The organism is Streptomyces sp. NPDC088354 (genome assembly GCF_044753585.1).
Classification (GTDB): domain Bacteria; phylum Actinomycetota; class Actinomycetes; order Streptomycetales; family Streptomycetaceae; genus Actinacidiphila.
Genome location: NZ_JBIVNJ010000003.1, coordinates 270,171 through 289,816, shown reverse-complemented (window position 1 = coordinate 289,816; position 19,646 = coordinate 270,171). Strand labels below are relative to the sequence as shown.

At 73.8% G+C, this 19,646-nt stretch carries 17 protein-coding genes; 4 read left to right on the top strand and 13 right to left on the bottom strand.

What is annotated here, in order from left to right; genetic code table 11:
- Positions 1 to 2: 2 nt before the first annotated feature.
- From ACIP98_RS07530 to ACIP98_RS07490, 9 genes are all read right to left on the bottom strand, one after another.
- Entirely contained in the window at positions 3 to 554 is a 552-nt protein-coding gene (locus ACIP98_RS07530) for a MarR family transcriptional regulator (RefSeq protein ID WP_319658080.1), read from the bottom strand.
- Between the two features lie 14 nt (positions 555 to 568).
- A complete protein-coding gene (locus ACIP98_RS07525; RefSeq protein ID WP_401974238.1) occupies positions 569 to 2,095 on the bottom strand; it encodes an FUSC family protein in 1,527 nt (508 codons plus the stop codon).
- Between the two features lie 138 nt (positions 2,096 to 2,233).
- The gene (gene egtD, locus ACIP98_RS07520) at positions 2,234 to 3,196 is read right to left on the bottom strand and encodes an L-histidine N(alpha)-methyltransferase (RefSeq protein ID WP_401974237.1); all 963 of its coding nucleotides are present in this window, start codon (positions 3,194 to 3,196) and stop codon (positions 2,234 to 2,236) included.
- Positions 3,193 to 3,948, bottom strand: a complete 756-nt coding sequence (gene egtC, locus ACIP98_RS07515; RefSeq protein WP_401974235.1) for an ergothioneine biosynthesis protein EgtC — start codon at positions 3,946 to 3,948, stop codon at positions 3,193 to 3,195. Before egtC ends, egtD begins: the two co-directional genes overlap by 4 nt.
- Before the next feature lie 28 nt (positions 3,949 to 3,976).
- Complete coding sequence (gene egtB / locus ACIP98_RS07510; RefSeq protein WP_319658084.1) at positions 3,977 to 5,308, bottom strand: ergothioneine biosynthesis protein EgtB; 1,332 nt, start codon at positions 5,306 to 5,308, stop codon at positions 3,977 to 3,979.
- Complete coding sequence (egtA, locus tag ACIP98_RS07505; protein WP_401974233.1) at positions 5,305 to 6,585, bottom strand: ergothioneine biosynthesis glutamate--cysteine ligase EgtA; 1,281 nt, start codon at positions 6,583 to 6,585, stop codon at positions 5,305 to 5,307. The genes egtB and egtA overlap by 4 nt, the downstream gene beginning before the upstream one ends.
- A 570-nt stretch (positions 6,586 to 7,155) precedes the next feature.
- A complete protein-coding gene (trxA, locus tag ACIP98_RS07500) occupies positions 7,156 to 7,530 on the bottom strand; it encodes a thioredoxin (protein ID WP_319658086.1) in 375 nt (124 codons plus the stop codon).
- 357 nt (positions 7,531 to 7,887) lie between these two features.
- On the bottom strand, positions 7,888 to 8,343 hold the full coding sequence (locus ACIP98_RS07495) for a universal stress protein (protein ID WP_319658087.1): 456 nt from the start codon (positions 8,341 to 8,343) through the stop codon (positions 7,888 to 7,890).
- Positions 8,344 to 8,352: 9 nt separating this feature from the next.
- Positions 8,353 to 8,859: a MarR family winged helix-turn-helix transcriptional regulator gene (locus ACIP98_RS07490; protein ID WP_401974231.1), complete on the bottom strand. Its 507-nt coding sequence runs from the start codon at positions 8,857 to 8,859 to the stop codon at positions 8,353 to 8,355.
- 107 nt (positions 8,860 to 8,966) lie between these two features.
- Here ACIP98_RS07490 and valS point away from each other — a divergent pair, with 107 nt between their 5' ends.
- A complete protein-coding gene (gene valS, locus ACIP98_RS07485) occupies positions 8,967 to 11,552 on the top strand; it encodes a valine--tRNA ligase (RefSeq protein ID WP_401974229.1) in 2,586 nt (861 codons plus the stop codon).
- Between the two features lie 42 nt (positions 11,553 to 11,594).
- On the opposite strand, the gene ACIP98_RS07480 is transcribed toward valS, so the two are convergent.
- Complete coding sequence (locus ACIP98_RS07480) at positions 11,595 to 12,833, bottom strand: citrate/2-methylcitrate synthase (protein ID WP_401974227.1); 1,239 nt, start codon at positions 12,831 to 12,833, stop codon at positions 11,595 to 11,597.
- Positions 12,834 to 12,934: 101 nt separating this feature from the next.
- Between ACIP98_RS07480 and ACIP98_RS07475 the strand changes: the two genes are divergently transcribed.
- Both ACIP98_RS07475 and ACIP98_RS07470 read left to right on the top strand, forming a co-directional pair.
- Entirely contained in the window at positions 12,935 to 14,089 is a 1,155-nt protein-coding gene (locus ACIP98_RS07475) for a citrate synthase (RefSeq protein ID WP_401974422.1), read from the top strand.
- A gap of 116 nt (positions 14,090 to 14,205) precedes the next feature.
- Positions 14,206 to 14,631, top strand: coding sequence for a molybdopterin-binding protein (locus ACIP98_RS07470; protein ID WP_401974225.1), 426 nt, complete (start codon positions 14,206 to 14,208; stop codon positions 14,629 to 14,631).
- Positions 14,632 to 14,816: 185 nt separating this feature from the next.
- Here ACIP98_RS07470 and ACIP98_RS07465 read toward each other — a convergent pair whose 3' ends face one another.
- The 3 genes from ACIP98_RS07465 to paaK all read right to left on the bottom strand — a co-directional run bounded on the left by ACIP98_RS07465 (position 14,817) and on the right by paaK (position 18,375).
- Entirely contained in the window at positions 14,817 to 15,920 is a 1,104-nt protein-coding gene (locus ACIP98_RS07465) for a hypothetical protein (RefSeq protein ID WP_319658094.1), read from the bottom strand.
- 22 nt (positions 15,921 to 15,942) lie between these two features.
- Positions 15,943 to 16,878 (bottom strand): YbhN family protein, encoded by a 936-nt coding sequence (locus tag ACIP98_RS07460; protein ID WP_401974223.1) that lies wholly within the window; start codon positions 16,876 to 16,878, stop codon positions 15,943 to 15,945.
- Positions 16,879 to 17,073: 195 nt separating this feature from the next.
- Entirely contained in the window at positions 17,074 to 18,375 is a 1,302-nt protein-coding gene (paaK, locus tag ACIP98_RS07455; RefSeq protein ID WP_319658096.1) for a phenylacetate--CoA ligase PaaK, read from the bottom strand.
- A 260-nt stretch (positions 18,376 to 18,635) separates the two neighbouring features.
- Here paaK and ACIP98_RS07450 point away from each other — a divergent pair, with 260 nt between their 5' ends.
- Entirely contained in the window at positions 18,636 to 19,589 is a 954-nt protein-coding gene (locus ACIP98_RS07450) for an NADPH:quinone oxidoreductase family protein (RefSeq protein WP_319658097.1), read from the top strand.
- The last annotated feature ends 57 nt before the right edge of the window (positions 19,590 to 19,646 follow it).

Here is a 19,646-nt window from a genome sequence, read left to right as displayed (position 1 = left end):
CTTCACCCGGAAAGCGCGCCCAAGCGGCCTTCGAGCAGCAGCAGGAGTTCGCCGAGGGTTTCGGCCAGCCCCTGGCGCGGGCCGTCCGGCAGGCCGGACAGCAATCCCTCTTCGTACGCGAGCTGTTCGGGCAGCAGGCGGTCCACGAGCGCCAGGCCGGCGGGGGTCAGCCGCAGGTGCGAGACCCGGCGGTCCCGGTCGTCCGGGCGGCGGCCGATGAGGCCGCGCTCCTCCAGCAGCTTGATCCGCTTGGTGATCGCCGCTCCCGAAGCGAAAGTTTCACGTGCCAGACGTCCGGGCGTCAATTCACCGCCGACGCGGCGCAGCGCGCAGAGGATGTCGTACTCCGGGCGGGTGAGGCCCTCGCGGTTCAGTGGCGCGTCGACGGCGAGCTGCAGGAGCGCGGTGCACCGGTTCAGGCGCCCGATCACGGCGACGGGCGCGAAGTCCAGCTCCGGGTGCACGTCCTGCCATTGGCGCAGCACCGTCGCGACGGCGTCCTCCACGCGCGATGTCCTTCCTCGGTCCGCCGGCGGCTCCGGCGGCGTCCGCATGATCGTACGCGTCGTCAAGCCGGGGTGACGGACCGGCCCGCGCCGCGGCAGCCGGCGAGAGCCAGGTGGCCGCGCCGTTCCGCGTCGGTGATCCGTTCCTCGGGCAGGGGGCCGCTCCACCACTCGCCGGAGGCGGTGTCGACGGCCTCGCGCAGTTCCAGCAGCGCCGCGGTGAGCCGGGGCTCCCGGGGCAGCCGGGCGGCGAGCTCGCCCTCCAGTCGGTCCAGGGCGGCGCCGACCCGCCGGCCGGCGTGCCGATTGGGCACCGCGAAGCACACCGCGAGCCCGGCCACCGCCCCGACGAGGGTGTCCACCCAGCGGTCGGTGACCAGCGGGCCCGCGGGGCGGGCGCCCGCGAACTCGGTCATGACCATGGCCATCGGCGTCACGAACGCACTGGCCAGCCAGTAGTTGCGGGCGATGGTGGCCTCAGCGGCGACATTGCAGGCCAGCGCGGTCGCGATCAGGGCCACCGCGCCGGTGGTCGTGAACGGCACGAGCAGGGTGAACAGCAGCACCCCGAGTAGATTGCCCACGACGCGCTGCAGCGCCCGCTGCCAGGACAGTGTGGTGTTGGCGGCGAGGACCGCGGCGGCGGTCACGACGGCCCAGTACGGACGGTCCACGCCGAGCGCCATCGAGGCCCAGCCCGCCACCGCGCTGCCGAGGCCGACCCGCAGGCCGATCGGCAGCAGGTGCCGCGCGGTCGGGCCGTGGGCGGGCGCCGGCCTCACGGGGACGTCCGTGCCGCCGGCGGCGCCCGGGTCCGGCAGGGTCCGTGTCGTGCGCAGTTCCCGGGCCCAGGCGGTCAGCCGGGGGGCGCCGTCGGGTCCGGTGGCCCCGGCGCGTGCCAGCAGGCGCTCCAGCCGCGCGCGGTGGGCGCTCGCCCCGGCGGCCCGCAGTGTGTGCCACGCGGCGTTCCCGGCGGCGGTCGCCGCGTGCCGGGCCCGTGCCGGGCTCCCGTCGCCCGCCAGGACGTGCGCCCGGGCCTCCAGCGCACGCGCCACGGCGGCGCGCTCGGGCCCGTACGGGCGCACCAGGGCGGGCGCCATGCCCACCAGCCAGGCGACCGCCCCGCCCAGTACCATCAGCCCCACGTGTTCCGGTACCTGCGCCGGGGTCTGCGGCGCGAACGCGGCGCTCGCCGCGACGAAGGTGAAGATCACGTTTCCCGGCGGCCCGACCCGCGTCGCGTCGCACACCACCTTGTGCGCCGCGGCGAGCGCGGCGGCGACGGCGACCCGCACCGCCGTCGCGTCGGTCAGCGCGGCCGTCGTCATGGCGACCGCGCCCCCGGCCGCCATGCCCAGCACGACCAGCGCGAGTGTCCGTGCCCGTGCCGCGTACGGCAGCCCGTGCGCGTACAGCGCGCACAGCCCGCCACCCGCCGCGTAGAGCACCAGATCGAGCCGTCCCAGGGCCAGCAGGACCCCCTCCACGATTCCCACGGCGACGACCACGCTGACGGCCCGGTGGTGCCAGAGGTCCTTGTCGGCACGGAGGCGGAGGGCGTCACGGAGGGGGTGGAGGACGGGAGGCATGACGATAAGTTTAGCAGGTGTTTTACTCGTGAAAGATATGCAGGGCGATGTGCGGCTGCCGCTGCTGCCGCAGAGCCGGCGCACGCACGAGGCGGCGGTCAGGTGCCAGGGCACTCGACCGCCGCCTCGGCTGCGGGATCAGGCCGGGAAGGCCAGCGAGAGCGCGAAGCGCGACTCGCTGTCGGTCCACCAGTGCTGGAGGGCGAGGCCCGCGGCGGCCAGCTCCGCGCGAACGCCTTCCTCGCGGAACTTGGCGGAGATCTCGGTGCGCATCTCCTCGCCGCGCGAGAAGTCGACCGTGAGGTCGAGCGCCGGCACCTTCACCGTGACGTTCCCGCGGGCCCGCAGCCGCATCTCGATCCACTCGTGCTCGCGGTCCCAGACGGCCACGTGCTCGAAGTCGGCCGGGTCGAAATCGGCGCCGAGCTCCCGGTCGATCACGGACAGCACGTTCTTGTTGAACGCGGCCGTGACGCCCTGCGCGTCGTCGTATGCGGCCACGAGGGTCGCCTCGTCCTTGACCAGGTCCGTGCCGAGCAGCAGCGCGTCGCCGCGGGAGAGCAGGGCGCGGACGGAGCCGAGGAAACGGGCGCGCTCGTCCGGCAGGAGGTTGCCGATGGTTCCGCCGAGGAACGCCACCAGGCGCGGCCCCGGGGTCTGCGGCAGCGCGAGGCCGTGCTGGAAGTCGGCGACCAGGGCGTGGACGCTCAGTTCCTGGTGGTCGGCGAGCAGGGCCTCCCCGGCGCCGCGGAGCGCCGACTCGCTGACGTCGACGGGCACGTAGGTCAGGGGGGTGCCCAGGGCGTCGATGAGCAGGCGGGTCTTCTCCGACGAGCCGGAACCGAGTTCGACCAGGGTGCGGGCCCCGGTCGCCCGGGCGATCTCGGCCGCTCTGGCGGTCAGGATCTCCCGTTCGGCGCGGGTCGGGTAGTACTCGGACAGCCGGGTGATCTCCTCGAACAGCTCGCTGCCGTGGGCGTCGTAGAACCACTTGGGCGGGAGCTGCTTGGGGCTGCGGTTCAGCCCGTACGCCACGTCGGAGCGCAGGGCGGCCGCCGTGGCGTCCGCGGGCAGGGTGCGAGTGAGAGTGAAGGGGCTCACAGGTGCGGCTCCTTGAGCGGGATCAGCAGGACCTCGGTGGGATCGCCGTACAGCAGATGGCGGTCGGGCACCTCGGTCCAGCGGGGACTGTCGTCGTACGGCTCGGAGGCCACGACGACGCTGCGGCCGGGTTCCGCCAGATACCAGAGGGTGTCCCCCCAGGCAGTGGCGGCGATGGAACGGCCGTCGCTGAGAAGGAAGTTGAGCCGGGATTCGGGGGTCAGGGCGGCGAGCCGGCCGACGGTGTCGGCCAGCGCCTCGTCGGGGGGCGCCCCGGCTCGCAGCCGTTGCAGTGTGAGGGCCCAGGCCAGCGCGGAGTCGCAGCGTGCCTCCAGGGTCAGCAACTCCTCGGCCGGCAGCGAGCGGGCGGCCTCGGCCACCGAGTGCGGCCAGCCGCGCAGGGCGCCGTTGTGGCTGAACAGCCACGGGCCCGCCGTGTACGGGGCGGCGGCGGACTCGTCGGCGGCCGATCCCTCCGTGATGTCGCGGACCGCGCCGAGCAGCGCGCCGGACCGCGTCACCCGGCACACGTCCGCGAACGAGGGGTCGTCCCAGATCGGCCCGGACCGCCGGTAGCGCGCCGGGACCGGGTCGCCCGGCGCGTACCAGCCGAGCCCGAAGCCGTCGGCGTTGACCGTGCCGTACTTCTGGCGGCGCGGCGCCCACGACTGGCGGTACAGCGAGTGCGGGGGGTCGATCACGACGTCCCGCAACGCCACCGGCGGCCCGATGTAGGCGATGTGACGGCACATCAGGGGGCCGTCCCGTCCCCGGGGGCCGTCACGCCGTCTCCGGACGCGCGTCGCGGGCCGTGCGGAAGCCGGAGAAGATCTGCCGCCTGATCGGGTAGTCCCAGTTGCGGAAGGTGCCCCGGACGGCGACCGCGTCGGCGGCGAACGAACCGCCGCGCAGCACCTTGTGGTCGGAGCCGAAGAACACCTCCGAGTACTCCTTGTACGGGAACGGGGCGAAGCCCGGGTACGGCAGGAAGTCGCTCGCCGTCCACTCCCACACGTCGCCGATCATCTGCCGGACGCCGAGCGGCGAGGCACCGGCCGGGTAGCTGCCCACGGGGGCGGGCTGCAGATGGCGCTGGCCCAGGTTGGCCAGTTCCGGCGCCGGCTCCGCGTCGCCCCAGGGGTAGCGGCGCGAGCGGCCGGTCGCGGGGTCGTGCCGGGCGGCCTTCTCCCACTCGGTCTCCGTCGGCAGCCGGCGCCCCGCCCAGCGGGCGTAGGCGTCCGCCTCGTACCAGGACACATGCAGTACGGGCTCCGCGGCCGGCACCGGCTCCGTCACCCCGAAGCGCCTGCGCAGCCACGCCCCGCCCTCACGGCGCCAGAACAGCGGCGCGAACAGGCCGTGTTCCCGCACGTGCGCCCAGCCGGCCGGGGTCCACCAGCGCTCGTCCTCGTAGCCGCCGTCCTCGATGAAGGCGGTGTACGCGCCGTTGCTCACCGGCACCGTGTCGATGAAGAACGGCGGCACGTCCCGGCTGTGCGCGGGGCGCTCGTTGTCCAGCGCCCACGGCTCCGCGGAGGTGCCCATGGTGAACGGGCCGCCGGGCACGAGGACTTCGGCGGGCAGCAGGGCCGCGTCCGCGGGAGCGGGGGCGGGTGCGGGCGAGGTCAGCGCGGCGGGGCCGCGGCGCAGCTGGTGGGTGATGAGCATCGTCTCGTCGTGCTGCTGCTCGTGCTGCGCGATCATCCCGAAGGCGAACGCGGCGTCGGTCAGCCGGTTGCCGTGCAGCGGCGCGCGCTCCAGGATCTCCAGCACCCGCCCGCGCACGTCCGAGGCGTACGCGTGCGCCTCGGCGGGCGGCAGCAGCGGCAGCGTGGGCCGCTCGGAGCGCGGGTGCTCGAAGGCGTCGTAGATCGGGTCGATGTCGGGCCGCAGCGCCTCACGGCCGCCGACGGTCCGCAGCAGCCACTGCTCCTCCTGGTTGCCGATGTGGGCCAGGTCCCACACGAGCGGCGACATCAGGGGGGAGTGCTGCGCCGTGAGCTCGTGCTCGTCGACGCAGGTGGTCAGCCCGTGGGTGCGCTCACGGGCGGTGACGAGCGCGTCAAGCGCCCGCCGTCGCAGCGCCTCGGGGTCGAGAGCGGGTGCGGTCACGAGTGGCTCTCCTTGCGTTGGAAGGCATCGAGCAGGTCGTCGGCGGGACAGCGGCCGCGCAGGACGAAACGCTCGGTGAAGTCGGCCACCGCGGCCTGCACGGCGTCGCTCGCCCCGAGCCGGGGCAGGGCCTCGCGGGCCGCGGCGAAGCAGGTGACGGCGGTGGCGTGGAGTTCCGGGTCGGCCAGGGCGTGGCGGGCGGCACGCCGCCACAGGGGGTTGCGCGGCGCGGGGCCGGGGCCGGCCGCGTCGGCGAGGGGCTTGACCGCGCGATAGGCGATCTCCGAGGCGGCGGCGTCGTCGAAGAGCGCTGTGGCGACGGCCAGCGGCACGATCCAGCCGTCCCGGCCGGACTGCGCGTCGATCATGCGCAGCTCCAGGTAGCCGCGCGGCCGCACGGGCGGGAACAGCGTGGACAGGTGGTAGTCCAGGTCGGCGGTGGTGGGCGGCCGGTGCACCCCGCTGCGGATCCACTGCCGGAAGGTGAGCCCCTCCGGCACCGTCCACGGCCCCTCGTCACCGCGGATGCACAGCACCGGCGCGTCGAGGGCGTACGCGGTCCAGGCGGCCCGCGGATCGGGGCCGGTCGTCTCCGGTGCCAGGGTGCGGCCGGGGTCGAGCGCGGCCCACACCGCCTGCCGGGTGGACTTCCAGCCCGTGGGACGGCCGCCGCTGAGCGGCGAATTGGCGAAGGCGGCGACGAGGACGGCGCCCAGCAGATGGGCCAGCAGCCAGCGTCTGCCGAGCCCGAAGGGGCCCGGCTCCGCGGTGCCGGAGTCCAGGCAGACCTGCACCGAGGCCGTCGAGCACATCATGGACCGTCCGGCGGGTCCGGACCGGTCGAAGTACGTCTCCATGGCCGCGTACCGCGGCTCGTCGAGCAGCCGGCGCGGCCGCCGCCACGGGTCGTGGCCGTGCCCGGCCAGCGCCAGGCCGTCCTGGCGGAGCCGGTGGCGTACGGAGTCGAGGTCCGCCGCCGCGGCATTCACGCACGCGGTCAGCGAGGTGGCGGGCAGCGAGCTGAGCTCCAGCTGTCCGCCGGGCTCTGAGGTGAGCCGGGAACGGAGGAACAGGGTCCGCAGGCCGTCCACGGCGGCGGTGAGCCGAGCGGGGCCGACCGGGCGGGCCGGGTCGTGCGGGTCGTGAAGGAACCATTCCAGTTCCACACCTATGTGGCGCGGCGGGCCGGTCTTGAAACAGATGCCCTGGATGTGGTCCTCCGCCGTTGTCTCGGTGATCGGTTCGGATGTCCCCATGTGGTGACTGGTGGCGGGCATGGCCTGTACCTCCCGTCGAAGGTGGTGGTGTGTACCTCGCGTCTACCGCGTGTCCGTACCACCTAAGCCGTTCGGCGCACACCGCTCAAGAGCGCCCCGACGAACGTCCGAGATACGTAAGGTCCGCCCGCGCCGGTGGGCGTTCCTGCGTTCCGGTCATCATCAAGGGTGGACCGGGCCCCCGATCCGCGCATCCGGAGCGGGTGTATGGGCAGGTCAGAGCCTTGGGGGCGGGATCTCGGCGATGGTCGCCCGTTTTCGGCCCCGGCGGACCGGGATCGGGGCGTCCGGCGTGGTCACCCCTCTCCGCGAGGGGCGGCACGGGCTCCGGCGCTCCGGGGGGACCCGGGATCCCCGCTGTCACGGGGGCGGCTTCCCCGGCGAACGAGGGGCGAGATCCAGCCATGCGATCAGACCGGGCGCGGACAGTGCGCCCACGCGGCCGGGCCGGCGACCGCCGAGGCGGCCGCCGGCCCACGGGGCCACGACGGTAGCGGCCATGGCGCACCCCCTGTGGGGACCGTGCCATGGCTGACGCTGTGTCAGATGTCAGATGTCAGATGTCAGGTGTCAGGACTTCGGGGCGGACTCGCCCTCGGCGATGGACTTCCGGACCTCGTCCATGTCCAGTGCACGGGCCTGCTTGATCAGGTCCTCCAGAGCCGGCGCCGGCAGCGCTCCCGGCTGGGCGAAGACCGCGACCTTGTCGCGGATGATCATCAGGGTCGGGATCGACTGGATCTGGAACGCGGCGGCCAGTTCCTGCTGGGCCTCCGTGTCGACCTTGCCGAAGACGAGGTCGGTGTTCTCCTTCGCCGCGGCCTCGTAGACCGGGGCGAACATCCGGCACGGGCCGCACCAGGACGCCCAGAAGTCGATCAGCACGAAGTCGTTGGCGGAGACGACCTCGTCGAAGTTGTCCTTGGTCAGCTCAACAGTGGCCATGCTTCCCTTACCTGCTTCCGGGGCACCGTCGGTCGGAACCCACTGACCCTAACCGAAGGCATGAGGCCGCTATTCCGTACGACGCGCCCGCCCACCGCCCGCGGGGGATGCCGGGTGCGAGAGGGGTCCGGGCCCGCGCCGCGGCAGGCCAGGGTGCCCGCGCATGCCGTGCCGGTCACCGGGGCCCGACGGCCTCGCCCACTCCCTGGCGGCCGGGGCCGAGGCCGGGGCGGGAGGGGGCCGCGCGGCGTCCTCCTCGTTCCCGAGCCCGACCGGGCAAGGCCGGGCAGGGCCGGCGAGGGCCGGCGGAGGTCACGCGGACCCCGCGCCGCGGACGGCGCACCGTCGCGACAGGCCTCAGGGCACGACCGTCACCGGCCAGCGGCCCGCCTTGACCAGGCGCACCGCCACCGATCCGACGATCCGGTGCCCGGCCTTCTCCGAGGCGCCGACGACGACCGCGTCGGCCTTGAGGTCGTCCGCCGCCTTCGACAGCCCGCTGAAGGCGTCGCCCTGGAAGGTGTGGAATTCCCAGCGCACGGCGAAGGCTCCGCGCAGCCTCTGCACGGCCTTCTCTATCTCCGCCTTGAGCTCGTCGGCGATCTCGGCGGTGGCCTCCGCGACCGGCGCGCCGAACGCCGCGCCGGTGGCCAGGACCGGCTGCACGTACACGATCGCCAGCAGTGACCCCTGCCTCCGCGCGAGCCCGGCGGCGTACGCGGCCGCCCGCCACGACGACTCGCTCCCGTCCACCCCGGCCACGATCACTTTCGGGCCGTCGGTGCCCCGTTCGAAGGGCCCTTTGTCGCTCACGGTCCGAGCCTACTGGCGCGACTGCCGCGCGCGGCGCACAGGGCGCGGGGAGTCCTGGGTCGTGGCCAAATGTCCGTCCGTCAGGCGCTGCAACGCGGTGACGAACACCGTCCGCTCGGCGTCCGGAAGGGCTTCGAGGACCTCCCCGTGCACCCGGGCGGTGATCTGCTGCCCGCGGGCGACCAGCGCGCGGCCTGCGTCGGTGACCGTGATGATCCGGGCCCGGCGGTCGGTGGGGGAGGGGTGCCGTTCGGCGAGCCCGGCCCGCTCCAGCTCGTCGACGGTGACGACCATCGTGGTCTTGTCCTGCTGGGAGACCTCCGCGAGCTGAGCCTGCGTCATCATGCCCGGCTGCGCGTGCAGGAGCACGCAGTAACCGCGCGGGCTGAGACCGATCTCGCCGAGGGCGTTGGCCAGGCGGTTGGTGAGCGCGTGGCTGGTGTGCTGCAGCAGGCCGGTGAGGTCTGGCACGGCGGATACGGCGGGTACGGCGGGCTCGGAGGCCGGGGAGGTCATGATCCCCAGTCTAGTCAACAGCTCCCCAACGGGATGGTTCGTAGCGCGGATGATTCGGCCCTTTAATCGTTCGGCACGGAGGCGATCCGTCCCTACGATGAGCGGGCATGACGCACTCGCCCCGTCGGCATCACGACGTCCCGGACAAGCCTTCCCTCGAAGGGCTCGAAGCGACCTGGTCGCGGCGCTGGGACGAGACGGGCGTACACCGCTTCGACCGTTCGCGGCCCCGCGAGGAGATCTTCTCGATCGACACGCCGCCGCCCACCGCCAGCGGCACCCTGCACATCGGCCATGTCTTCTCGTACACCCACACCGACACCGTCGCGCGCTACCACCGCATGCGCGGGAAGTCCGTCTTCTACCCGATGGGTTGGGACGACAACGGACTGCCGACCGAGCGCCGGGTGCAGAACGTCTACGGCGTCACCTGCGACGCGTCCCTCCCCTACGACCCGGACTTCACCCCGCCGGAACACCCCGGCGCGCGCCAGGTCCCCGTCTCCCGGCGGAACTTCATCGAGCTGTGCGAACGGCTCACCGCCGAGGACGAGCGGGCCTTCGAGGACCTGTGGCGCAGGCTCGGCCTGTCCGTCGACTGGACGCTGACCTACCGCACCGTCGGCGACCGTTCGCGCGCCGCCTCCCAGCGCGCCTTCCTGCGCAACCTCGCGCGCGGCGAGGCGTACACCGCGGAGGCGCCCACGCTGTGGGACACCACCTTCCGCACCGCCGTCGCCCAGGCGGAGCTGGAGGACCGCGAACGACCCGGCGCCTACCACCGGCTGGCCTTCCACCGCCCGGACGGCGAGCGGGTCGTCGTCGCCACCACCCGGCCCGAACTGCTGCCGGCCTGCGTCGCTCTGGTCGCCCACCCCGACGACCCGCGCTACCAGGCGCTGTTCGGCACGACGGTCCGCACCCCGGTCCTCGGCGTCGAGGTCCCCGTCCACGCCCACCGGCTGGCGGACCCGGACAAGGGCACCGGCATCGCCATGGTCTGCACCTTCGGTGACACCACGGACGTCACCTGGTGGCGCGAACTGCGGCTGCCCACCCGACCGGTGCTCGGCAGAGGCGGACGCTTCCTGCCCGACCCCCCGTCCGGACTGGACTCGGAGCAGGCCCGCACGGCGTACGCGCACCTGGCGGGCGCCACCGCCTTCACCGCGCGGGAACGCCTGCTGGGGCTGCTGCGCGCGAGCGGCGACCTCGAGGGCGAGCCCGAACCGGTCCTCCACGCCGTCAAGTTCTACGAGAAGGGCGACCGCCCGCTGGAGATCGTCACGACCCGGCAGTGGTACCTGCGCAACGGCGGCCGCGACGAGGCCCTGCGCGCCCGGCTCCTGGAGCGCGGCCGTGAGCTGCGCTGGCACCCGGAGCACATGCGCGTCCGGTACGAGAGCTGGGTCGGGGGACTCAACGGCGACTGGCTGATCAGCCGTCAGCGCTGGTTCGGTGTCCCGGTCCCCGTCTGGTATCCGCTGGACGCGGCGGGTGAGCCCGTCCACGACCGGCCCCTCGTCCCCGACGAGTCGGCGCTGCCCGTCGACCCCGGCAGCGACGTGCCCCCCGGCTACCGCGAGGAGCAGCGCGGCAGGCCGGGCGGTTTCACCGGTGACCCGGACGTCATGGACACCTGGGCGACCTCCTCGCTCACCCCGCAGATCGCGGGAGGCTGGGGTACGGACGACGAGCTGTTCGCCAAGGTCTTCCCGATGGACCTGCGCCCGCAGGCCCACGAGATCATCCGCACCTGGCTGTTCTCCACCGTGCTGCGCGCCGACACCGAGCACGGCACGCTGCCCTGGCGGCACGCCGCGATCTCCGGATGGATCCTGGACCCGGACCGCAAGAAGATGTCCAAGTCCCGGGGCAAGGCGATCACTCCGGGCGATCTGCTGGAGCAGCACGGCTCCGACGCCGTCCGCTATTGGGCGGCGAGTGCCCGGCCCGGCACGGACACCGCCTTCGACACCGGGCAGATGAGGATCGGCCGCCGGCTCGCCATCAAGATCCTCAACGCCAGCCGCTTCGTGCTCACGTCCGGCGCCGGCGCCGGCGCCGGCACCGCCACCGGGGGCGCGGCCGACCGGGCCGGTGGGGCCGAGGCGGTGACCACGCCGCTGGACCGGGCCCTGCTGGCCACGCTCGCGGACACCGTCCGTGCGGTGACGGACGCCATGGAGGAGTTCGACCACGCCCGCGCGCTGGAGCGCGCCGAGACCTTCTTCTGGCAGTTCTGCGACGACTACGTCGAACTCGTCAAGTCCCGCGCCTACGCAGGCGACGCCTCCGCCCTCGCCACGCTCTCCTTCGCCCTCTCCGTCCAACTGCGGCTCTTCGCGCCCTTCCTGCCCTTCGTCGCCGAGGAGGTCTGGTCCTGGTGGCAGGAGGGCTCCGTCCACCGGGCCCCCTGGCCCGACGCCGATGCCTTCGGCGCGGCTGCCGCCGACGGCGACCCGCTCGTCCTGGACACCGCGCGTGCGGCCGTCACCGCCGTTCGCAGGGCCAAGTCCGAGGCCCGGCTGTCCATGCGCACCGATGTCGCGGGGCTCGTCGTGACCGGCCCGGCGGCCGCCCTCGCCCGCTTCGCGCTCGTCGCCGACGAGGTCCGCGCGGCCGGCCGCGCCGGGTCGGTGGAACTCGCCCCGCCGTCCGGGGACGCGCTCGGGGTGGAAGTGCGCTTCTAGACGCCGCCGTGCTCCGTCCGTCCCCCCGTCCCGCCCTGCCCGCTACGGCACCGGGCGGGGCGGCCGCGGGCCCACGTAGTGGCCGCTGGGGCGCATGCGCAGGGGGCGTTCCCCGTACTCCTCCAGGGCATGGGCGATCCAGCCCGCCGTGCGGGCGACGGAGAACACCGTCTCGCCCGCCTCGGGAGGCATGCCGCAGGAGACCGAGAGCACGGCCAGCGCGAGATCGACGTTGGCGTGCAGCGGGGTGTCGCGGGACGCGGTCGTGACGACCTCGCGGGCGGCAGCGAGGGCCGGGCCGGCCTGGGGCACGTCCTGGAGCAGGCGGAAGAGCATGACCGCGCGCGGGTCCTCGCGGGGGTAGAGGCGGTGCCCCAGCCCCGGCACGTCCCGTCCGGCACGCAGGTGGTCGGCGACGACGGCGGCCGCGCTGCCCCGTTCCAGCACCTCCGCGAGCATGCGGTGGGCCAGTCCGCTCGCGGCGCCGTGCAGTGGGCCGTCGAGCGCGCCGAGGCCCGCCGAGACCACCGCGTACGGGTGTGCGCGGGCGGAGGCGGCGATGCGCGCGGCCAGCGTGGAGGCGGCCAGATCGTGGTCGATCAGCAGGACGAGGGCCGCGTCGAGCACCCGCAGTGACGCCTCGTCGGCCGGCCGCGCGGTCAGCCGCGACCACAGCCGCCACGCCGCCCGCCCCTCGCCGCGATGCTCCTGCCCGGCCGCGGGCAGCGCGTCGAGCAGCACGGGGATCAGCGTGCGCCCGACCCCCACCACCGCCTCGGGGGCGAGGTCGAAGCGCAGCGGGTCGGCGGCCGCCATGGCGATCACTGCCACCCGCAGCCGGTCCGTCGCGCCGCTGTGGCCGGGCAGCGCGGCCACCGCACGGCGGGCGGCGCTGAGGGCCTCCGGCGGCGAGGCGAAGCGTGTGCCGGGGGACATCACCCCGGTCCACAGCCACTCCGCGGCCTCCTCGAAGCGGTGCCGTTCGGCGAGCGCGGTGGCGTCGACCCCGCGGTAGTAGTAGCGGTCGCCGTCGATGAGCGTGATGCCGGTCCGTACGACGCCCACGCCGCTCCCGGCCCCGTCCTCGGAGGGGTGTTGCGCGGGGCGACGCGTGCGGCGGACCAGTGCGTCGACCTCCCGGGCGTCGAAGGTGCTGCACCGCCCGTCCGGCGCGCGGCGGCTGCCGAGCAGGCCGCGGCTGACGTAGGCGTACACCGTCTCGGGCTTCACGCCGAGCCGTTCGGCGGCCTGCCGGGTGGTGAGCCGTTCGTCGGTCGTCATGACTCCATCCCATCACACATTGATTCAATCAATATTGACGTGCATTGAATCAATGATGGATGGTCGAGTCACGTTCGAAGGAGGACACCACCGTGACCGTCATGCCCGTCACCCCCGACGTGCCCCGCGTACCCCGCGGACTCAAGGGCGTCGTCGTCACCGAGACCGCGCTCGGGGACGTCCGCGGCGCCGAGGGCTTCTACCACTACCGCCAGTACTCGGCCGTGGAACTCGCCCGGAGCCGGACCTTCGAGGACGTCTGGCACCTGATGCTGCTGGGCACGCTCCCCGACGCCGCCGGGCGGGCCGCCTTCGCCGCCCGCGTCGCGCCGCTGCGCCGGCTGCCGCGCGACATCCGGGACGCGCTGCCCGCCATCGCCCGCTCCGGCGCGCTCAGCGGACCGCTCGCCGGGCTGCGCACCGCGCTCTCGCTGCTGGGCGCGGCCGCGGGCTTCCGCCCGCTGTACGACATCGACGCCGAACGGCGGCTGGCCGACGCGCTGGCCGCGAGCGCGGCCGTGCCGACCCTGCTCACCGCCCTGTACCGGCTCGGGCAGGGACGGGAGCCGGTCGAGCCCCGTGACGACCTGCCCTTCGCGGCCAACTACCTGTACATGCTCACCGGAGAGGAACCCGACCCGGTGCGCGCGCGGGCGATCGAGAGGTACCTGATCTCCACGGTCGACCACGGCTTCAACGCGTCCACCTTCACCGGCCGCGTCATCGCCTCCACCGGCGCCGACCTCGCCGCGTGTCTCGCCGGCGCCGTGGGGGCGCTGTCCGGTCCGCTGCACGGCGGTGCGCCGAGCCGCGCGCTGGACACGCTCGACGCGATCGGCACCCCCGACCGCATCGACCCCTGGATCCGCGAACGCGTCCTGGCCGGCGACCGCATCATGGGCTTCGGCCACCCCGTCTACCGCACCGAGGACCCCCGCTCCCGGATGCTCCAGGAGATCGCCCGCGACTTCGGCGGCCCCCTGGTCGACTTCGCGCTCCAGGTCGAGGCCCGTGTCGAGGCGATCCTCGCCGAGCTCAAGCCGGGCCGCGAGCTGCACACCAATGTCGAGTTCTACGCGGGCGTGGTCATGGAACTGTGCGGGCTGCCTCGGGAGATGTTCACCCCGACCTTCGCCTGCGCCCGTGTCGTCGGCTGGTCGGCGAACATCCTGGAACAGGCGGAGGACAGCAAGATCATCCGACCGGCGGCGCGCTACGTCGGCCCGGTGCCGCCGCAGCCCGTGCCCGCGGTGTAGCGCCCGCGACGGCGCGGGGCCCCGCACGCCCCGGGCACCCCGGGTACACCGCCGCCCGGGTCGTGCGCGCGGGTCGTTCCCCGCGCCGCGCGCCGGGCGGGCTTACGGTGCGGCACATGGCTCTGAGCATCCGCAACCAGATCGCCGGGAAGGCCGAGTCGGTGGTGACCGGCGAGGTCATGGCCGTGGTCACCGTGCATCTCGACGGCGGCGGCCCCGCCTTCACCGCCGCCGTGACCGCCGAGGCCGTCCGTGAACTCGGCATCATCCCCGGCGGCGGGGTGACCGTCCTGATCAAGGCGACCGAGATCTCGCTGGCCACGCCGCCGCTCCCCGGCGGCCTGACCATCCGCAACCGCGTCCCGGGCACGGTGACCGCGGTGACCCAGGGACAGGCGATGGCGACGGTGCGGATGGCGTTCGCGGGCGGCCGTGAACTCACCGCGGTGATCACCCGCGAGGCCCTCGAAGAACTCCGCCTGGCCGAGGGCTCCGAGGTCGTCGCCCTGGTGAAGTCGACCGACGTCGCCCTGTCGACCTAGTGCCGCATCGGGCAACGTTCGCCGAAGCGGGCGCAGGCCGCACGGCCGGGCGGTCTGCGCCCGCGCGGAACGACCACCCTCAGTACGCGGTGGCCACAGACCCGCCGCGGAGCGGGCCCCCCGCTTTCCGGGCCACTCGTTTTCCGGAACCGCCTCAGCCTGTCGCGCGCCCGCCGGGGAGCGGCCTAGCTCGCGCCCCGGCCCCGGCCGGCCGGCCTCCGGTCGACCGGCGTGATCGGCATCACCGTCTCCTCCAGGGTGCGGCGCGGACCGGACCAGGGCGCCGGGACCGCGTCCAAGAGGTACGCGAAGCGGTAGGCGAGATCCTCGTAGTTGACCCGCCATCCCCGGAAGTGCGGCCAGGCCTCCTCGGGGGTGCGCTCCAGCGGGTAGCCGTTCGCGGCGGCGTGCGCGACGGCCGCCGCGAAGTCCTCGTACGTCAGCCGGATCGACGTCTCGGGGGAGGGGTCCTGCTCGTACGGGATCCGCCAGATGTCGGCGATGTCGCGCAGGCACACGAAGCCCGCCCGCAGGGCGAGCCGTGCCTCGGCCTGGGGGCGGCCGGGGTTGAGGGCGAGCTGCAAGGCGGCGGCGTCCATCACCGCGAGGAGCGCGACCAGCCAGTTGCGGTTCGGCTGCGGCGAGCGGAAGCGGCTCAGCACTATGTAACTGGTGTGGCTCTCGCTGACCTCGGCCGCCCAGCGCTCCCAGTTGCGGAACATGTCCGCCAGGCTGTCGGTGACGCCGATCTGGGCGTAGCGCGCCAGGATCTCCGGCCCCCAGGGCGGGCTGCCGGCCCGGGCCTGCAGCAGGGTCACCTCGGCCTCGCGCCGGGAGTAGGCGGCGTACAGCGTCGGCAGGTAACCGATCTGCAGACCGATGGTGATGGGCCCGGTCGCCGCGGCGCAGAAGTCGATGACCGTCAGGTCCACGTGGTGACTGCTGGCGAAGCCCAGGGTGAACAGCGAGGACCCGGCCTCCCGCAGCGCGTCCAGGGCGTCGAGGTCGCTGGTGGAGGCCTGCAGCAGGGCGTATCCGGCCCAGAACGCGATCAGCCAGCTGACCAGGTTGAACAAGATGGACACCGCCGCCACCGGGGCGAGCACGCGGTCCTTGGCCTCGGGGGTGCGGCAGCGGTCGGCGACGAACTGGAACGGGAAGTGCACCACTGCGTGCACCGTCCGGGTGAAGCCGGATCTGGTCGGCCGGGGAATGACCAGGGTGCGCAGGACGGAGGAGAACGTCCCCCCGACGATCAGCGCACCGAGCAGGCCGTACAGGACACGCACTGGTCTTCCTTCCGGGGACGGGTCACAGCACCCGCCGGCGGACGAGGGCCGCGAGCACCAGCACGCCGGGCAGCAACGGCAACCATACGGTGACGATCCGGTACGCGAGCACCGCGGAGGTCGCCGCCACTCCGGTCGCCCCGGCGGTGACCAGCGCGAGGGCCAGCGCCACGTCCAGCGAACCGAGCCCGCCGGGCGTCGGCAGCAGCGAAGCGGCCGCGCTCCCGGCGAGGTACGCCAGGGCGACGTGCCCGGCCGGCACCGGCGCGTGCAGGGCACGGACGACCGCCATGAGCACCGCCGCGTGCATCACGGGGAAGGCCAGCGAACCGGTCCACAGTGCTGCCGCGCGCGAGGAACTGCCGTGCACGGCGCGGACGTCGGAGACCACCGTGCCGAGGAAGGAGGAGACCGTTCGGCGGACCTGGCGGACCGACAGCAGCGCCACGAGTACCGCGAACAGCGCGGCGCCGGCCGCCACGGCGAGCGCGGGGTGGGCCCGCAGGGGGACCACCTTGTGCAGGTCGAGCGCGTGCGGGAACACCGCCAGCAGGGCCGCGAGCAACGCCACCCGCACCACACAGGCCGCCAGCGCCCGTACCGCGAGCGCCGCCGCCGAACGGCTGGGGGACAGGCCGCAGCGCAGCAGGAACCGGAGGTTGACGGCGTTGCCGCCGAAGCCGGCCGGAAGGATGTGGTTGGCCGCCGAGGCCGCGAACTGCGTGGCCAGCAGCCGTCCCGCCGGGAGCTGTTCGAGGACCGCGCCCTGCTGGGCTGCGGCCGAGCAGACCCAGGCCAGGAGGGTCGCCGCACCCGCGGCGAGCAGCCACTCGCGGTCCGCGGAACCCAGCCGGTCGGTGCCCGCGTCGACGGTCGGCCACTGGCGCAGCACGACGACGGCGACCAGCAGCAGTGGCACCACGGCGAGGATCTGACGCACTGGGATGCGCCGCACCATGCTCATCGCCCTTCCGGTTGGCGCGGTCTCCCGCGTCGCCGTGAGGCGCCCCCTCGCCCTGCACCGGCCGTACCTGTGCCCGACCATACGTGTCCGGGACCCGCACCGCTCATCCGCCGGGCCGACGACTGCCGCAGCGGCGGCGCGCCCGCGGCAACGTCCCCGCGGCAACGTCCCCGCGGCAACGTCCCCGCGCTACCTTGCGCGCTCGTCCACGACGCGGCGTATCTTCCCGACCGAACGCTCCAGGGTCCCGGGATCGATGATCTCCACGGCCACCGTGACACCGACGGCCTCCTTCACTCCGCGCCCGATGGCCTCGGCCGCCGTCGCGCGCGCCTGCGGGTCGGCATCGGGCCGGGCCTCGGCGCGGACGGTGAGTTCGTCGAGCCGTCCGGTGCGGGTCAGGCGCAGCTGGAAGTGCGGTGCGACGCCCGCGGTGCGCAGCACGATCTCCTCGACCTGGGTGGGGAAGAGGTTGACGCCGCGAAGGATGATCATGTCGTCGCAGCGGCCGGTGATCTTCTCCATGCGCCGGAAGGCGGGCCGGGCGGTGCCCGGCAGCAGCCGGGTGAGGTCCCGGGTGCGGTAGCGGATGACCGGCATGGCCTCCTTGGTGAGCGAGGTGAAGACCAGTTCGCCGCTGTCGCCGGCGGGCATGACCTCGTCGGTGACCGGGTCCACGATCTCGGGGAGGAAGTGGTCCTCCCAGATGTGCAGGCCGTCCTTGGACTCCACGCACTCCTGCGCCACGCCGGGGCCGATCACTTCCGACAGCCCGTAGATGTCGACCGCGTCGATGCCGGCCCGCTCCTCGATCTCCTCGCGCATCGCCTCCGTCCACGGCTCGGCGCCGAAGACGCCGACACGCAGCGAGGTGGAGCGCGGGTCGACGCCCTGGTGCTCGAACTCGTCCAGCAGGGTGAGCATGTAGGACGGCGTCACCATGATGATCTCGGGGCGGAGGTCCTGGATGAGCCGCACCTGCCGCGCGGACATGCCGCCGGAGGCCGGGACGACGGTGCAGCCGAGGCGCTCCGCGCCGTAGTGCGCCCCCAGGCCGCCGGTGAACAGGCCGTACCCGTAGGCGATGTGCACCTTGTCGCCCGGCCGGGCGCCGGCGGCCCGCAGGGACCGGGCCACCACGTCGGACCAGGTCTCCACATCCCGCTCGGTGTAGCCGACGACGGTCGGCAGGCCGGTGGTGCCGCTGGACGCGTGGATCCGGCGAATGCGCGACTCCGGGACGGCGAACATGCCGTACGGGTACTGGTCCCGCAGGTCGGCCTTGGTGGTGAAGGGGAAACGGGCCAGGTCCGCCAGGGTGCGGCAGTCCTCCGGGCGGACGCCCGCCTTGTCGAAGGACGACCGGTAGAACGCCACGTTGTCGTACGCGTGCCGCAGCGTGCCCTGCAGGCGCCGCAGCTGCACGGCCTCCAGCTCCTGCCGGGACATCCGTTCGGCAGCGTCCAGAAACCCTTCGCCCGTGGCGCCCATGGCCCCCACCCTTCCCAACCGATCGTTCGGTAGCCCTTGGCGGGACCAGTAATCCATCATCCGACCTGCACGTCAAGACACCCGCCGGACGCCTGTGGACAACCGGCTCGACAGGCCGTGGGGCTTCTGCTCCGGCGGGCCGCCACGGTCCCCGCCGCGCACCGGCCGCCGTCACATACCGACTGGTCGGTGTTCCGGGTTTTCGGGGATATCGTGATCCCGGACGACACGACGGACGTACCCAAGCGGAGGGAGTCGCGGTGCGCGCGATCCAGATCACCGAGTTCGGCGGGCCGGAGGTGCTGCGGCAGGTGGAGCTGCCCGACCCCGTGCCGGGGCCCGGGCAGCTCCTGGTCGAGGTCACCTCGGCGGGCGTCAACTACGCCGACACCCACATGGTCGAGAACTCCTACCTCTCCAAGGCCACCCTGCCGCTGGTCCCCGGGGCCGAGGTCGCGGGCCGCACTCCGGACGGCCGTCGTGTGGTCGCCCTGACCGACAACGGCGGCTACGCCGAGAAGGCCGTCGTCGAGGAGTACCTCGCCCACGACATCCCCGAGGGCGTCAGCGACGGGCAGGCGCTCGCCCTGGTCGTCCAGGGGCTCACCGCGTGGCACCTGCTCCGCACCTCCGCCCGGATGGCCGAGGGCGAGTCCGTCGTCGTGCACGCCGCCGCGGGCGGCACCGGCTCGCTCGCCGTCCAGCTCGCCAAGGCGTTCGGCGCGGGACGGGTCATCGCCACCGCCTCCTCGAAGGAGAAGCGAGACCTGGCCCTGGAACTGGGCGCTGACGTCGCGCTGGACGGAGCCCCGGAGGGCCTGAAGGAGCGCCTGACCGAGGCCAACGGCGGCAAGAAGGTCGACATCGTCCTGGAGATGACCGGCGGCCCGGTCTTCGACGCCTCCCTCGCCGCGCTGGCGCCCTTCGGCCGCCTGGTCGCCTACGGCCTCGCCTCCCGGGTCCCGCCCACGCCCGTGCAGGCCGCCCAGCTCATGGGCCGGTCGCGCGCCGTCGTCGGTTTCTGGCTGATGCACTGCCTGGGCCGCCCCGGCATGTACCGCGAGCCCATGGCCGAGCTGCTGGCGATGACCGCCGAGGGCCGGCTGCGGCCGCAGGCGGGCGGCGTCTACCCGCTCTCCGAGGTGGCCCGGGCGCACGAGGACCTCCGGGCCCGGCGCACTTACGGCAAGCTGACGCTGGACGCGGCACGCTGATCCCGTACTCCGGCCGCGCCGTCGCGACCCGCCCATCGGCGCCTCCGCGGAGGCACA

Bases quoted from the DNA above. Each gene is read 5' to 3' on its own strand.
- ACIP98_RS07490 (WP_401974231.1), bottom strand. From the start codon at position 8,859: ATGACCTCCCCGGCCTCCGAGCCCGCCGTACCCGCCGTATCCGCCGTG.
- ACIP98_RS07525 (WP_401974238.1), bottom strand. From the start codon at position 2,095: ATGCCTCCCGTCCTCCACCCCCTCCGTGACGCCCTCCGCCTCCGTGCC.
- ACIP98_RS07470 (WP_401974225.1), top strand. From the start codon at position 14,206: ATGGCTCTGAGCATCCGCAACCAGATCGCCGGGAAGGCCGAGTCGGTG.
- ACIP98_RS07530 (WP_319658080.1), bottom strand. From the start codon at position 554: ATGCGGACGCCGCCGGAGCCGCCGGCGGACCGAGGAAGGACATCGCGC.
- egtA (WP_401974233.1), bottom strand. From the start codon at position 6,585: ATGCCCGCCACCAGTCACCACATGGGGACATCCGAACCGATCACCGAG.
- ACIP98_RS07475 (WP_401974422.1), top strand. From the start codon at position 12,935: ATGCCCGTCACCCCCGACGTGCCCCGCGTACCCCGCGGACTCAAGGGC.
- ACIP98_RS07460 (WP_401974223.1), bottom strand. From the start codon at position 16,878: ATGGTGCGGCGCATCCCAGTGCGTCAGATCCTCGCCGTGGTGCCACTG.
- valS (WP_401974229.1), top strand. From the start codon at position 8,967: ATGACGCACTCGCCCCGTCGGCATCACGACGTCCCGGACAAGCCTTCC.
- paaK (WP_319658096.1), bottom strand. From the start codon at position 18,375: ATGGGCGCCACGGGCGAAGGGTTTCTGGACGCTGCCGAACGGATGTCC.
- ACIP98_RS07480 (WP_401974227.1), bottom strand. From the start codon at position 12,833: ATGACGACCGACGAACGGCTCACCACCCGGCAGGCCGCCGAACGGCTC.
- trxA (WP_319658086.1), bottom strand. From the start codon at position 7,530: ATGGCCACTGTTGAGCTGACCAAGGACAACTTCGACGAGGTCGTCTCC.
- egtC (WP_401974235.1), bottom strand. From the start codon at position 3,948: ATGTGCCGTCACATCGCCTACATCGGGCCGCCGGTGGCGTTGCGGGAC.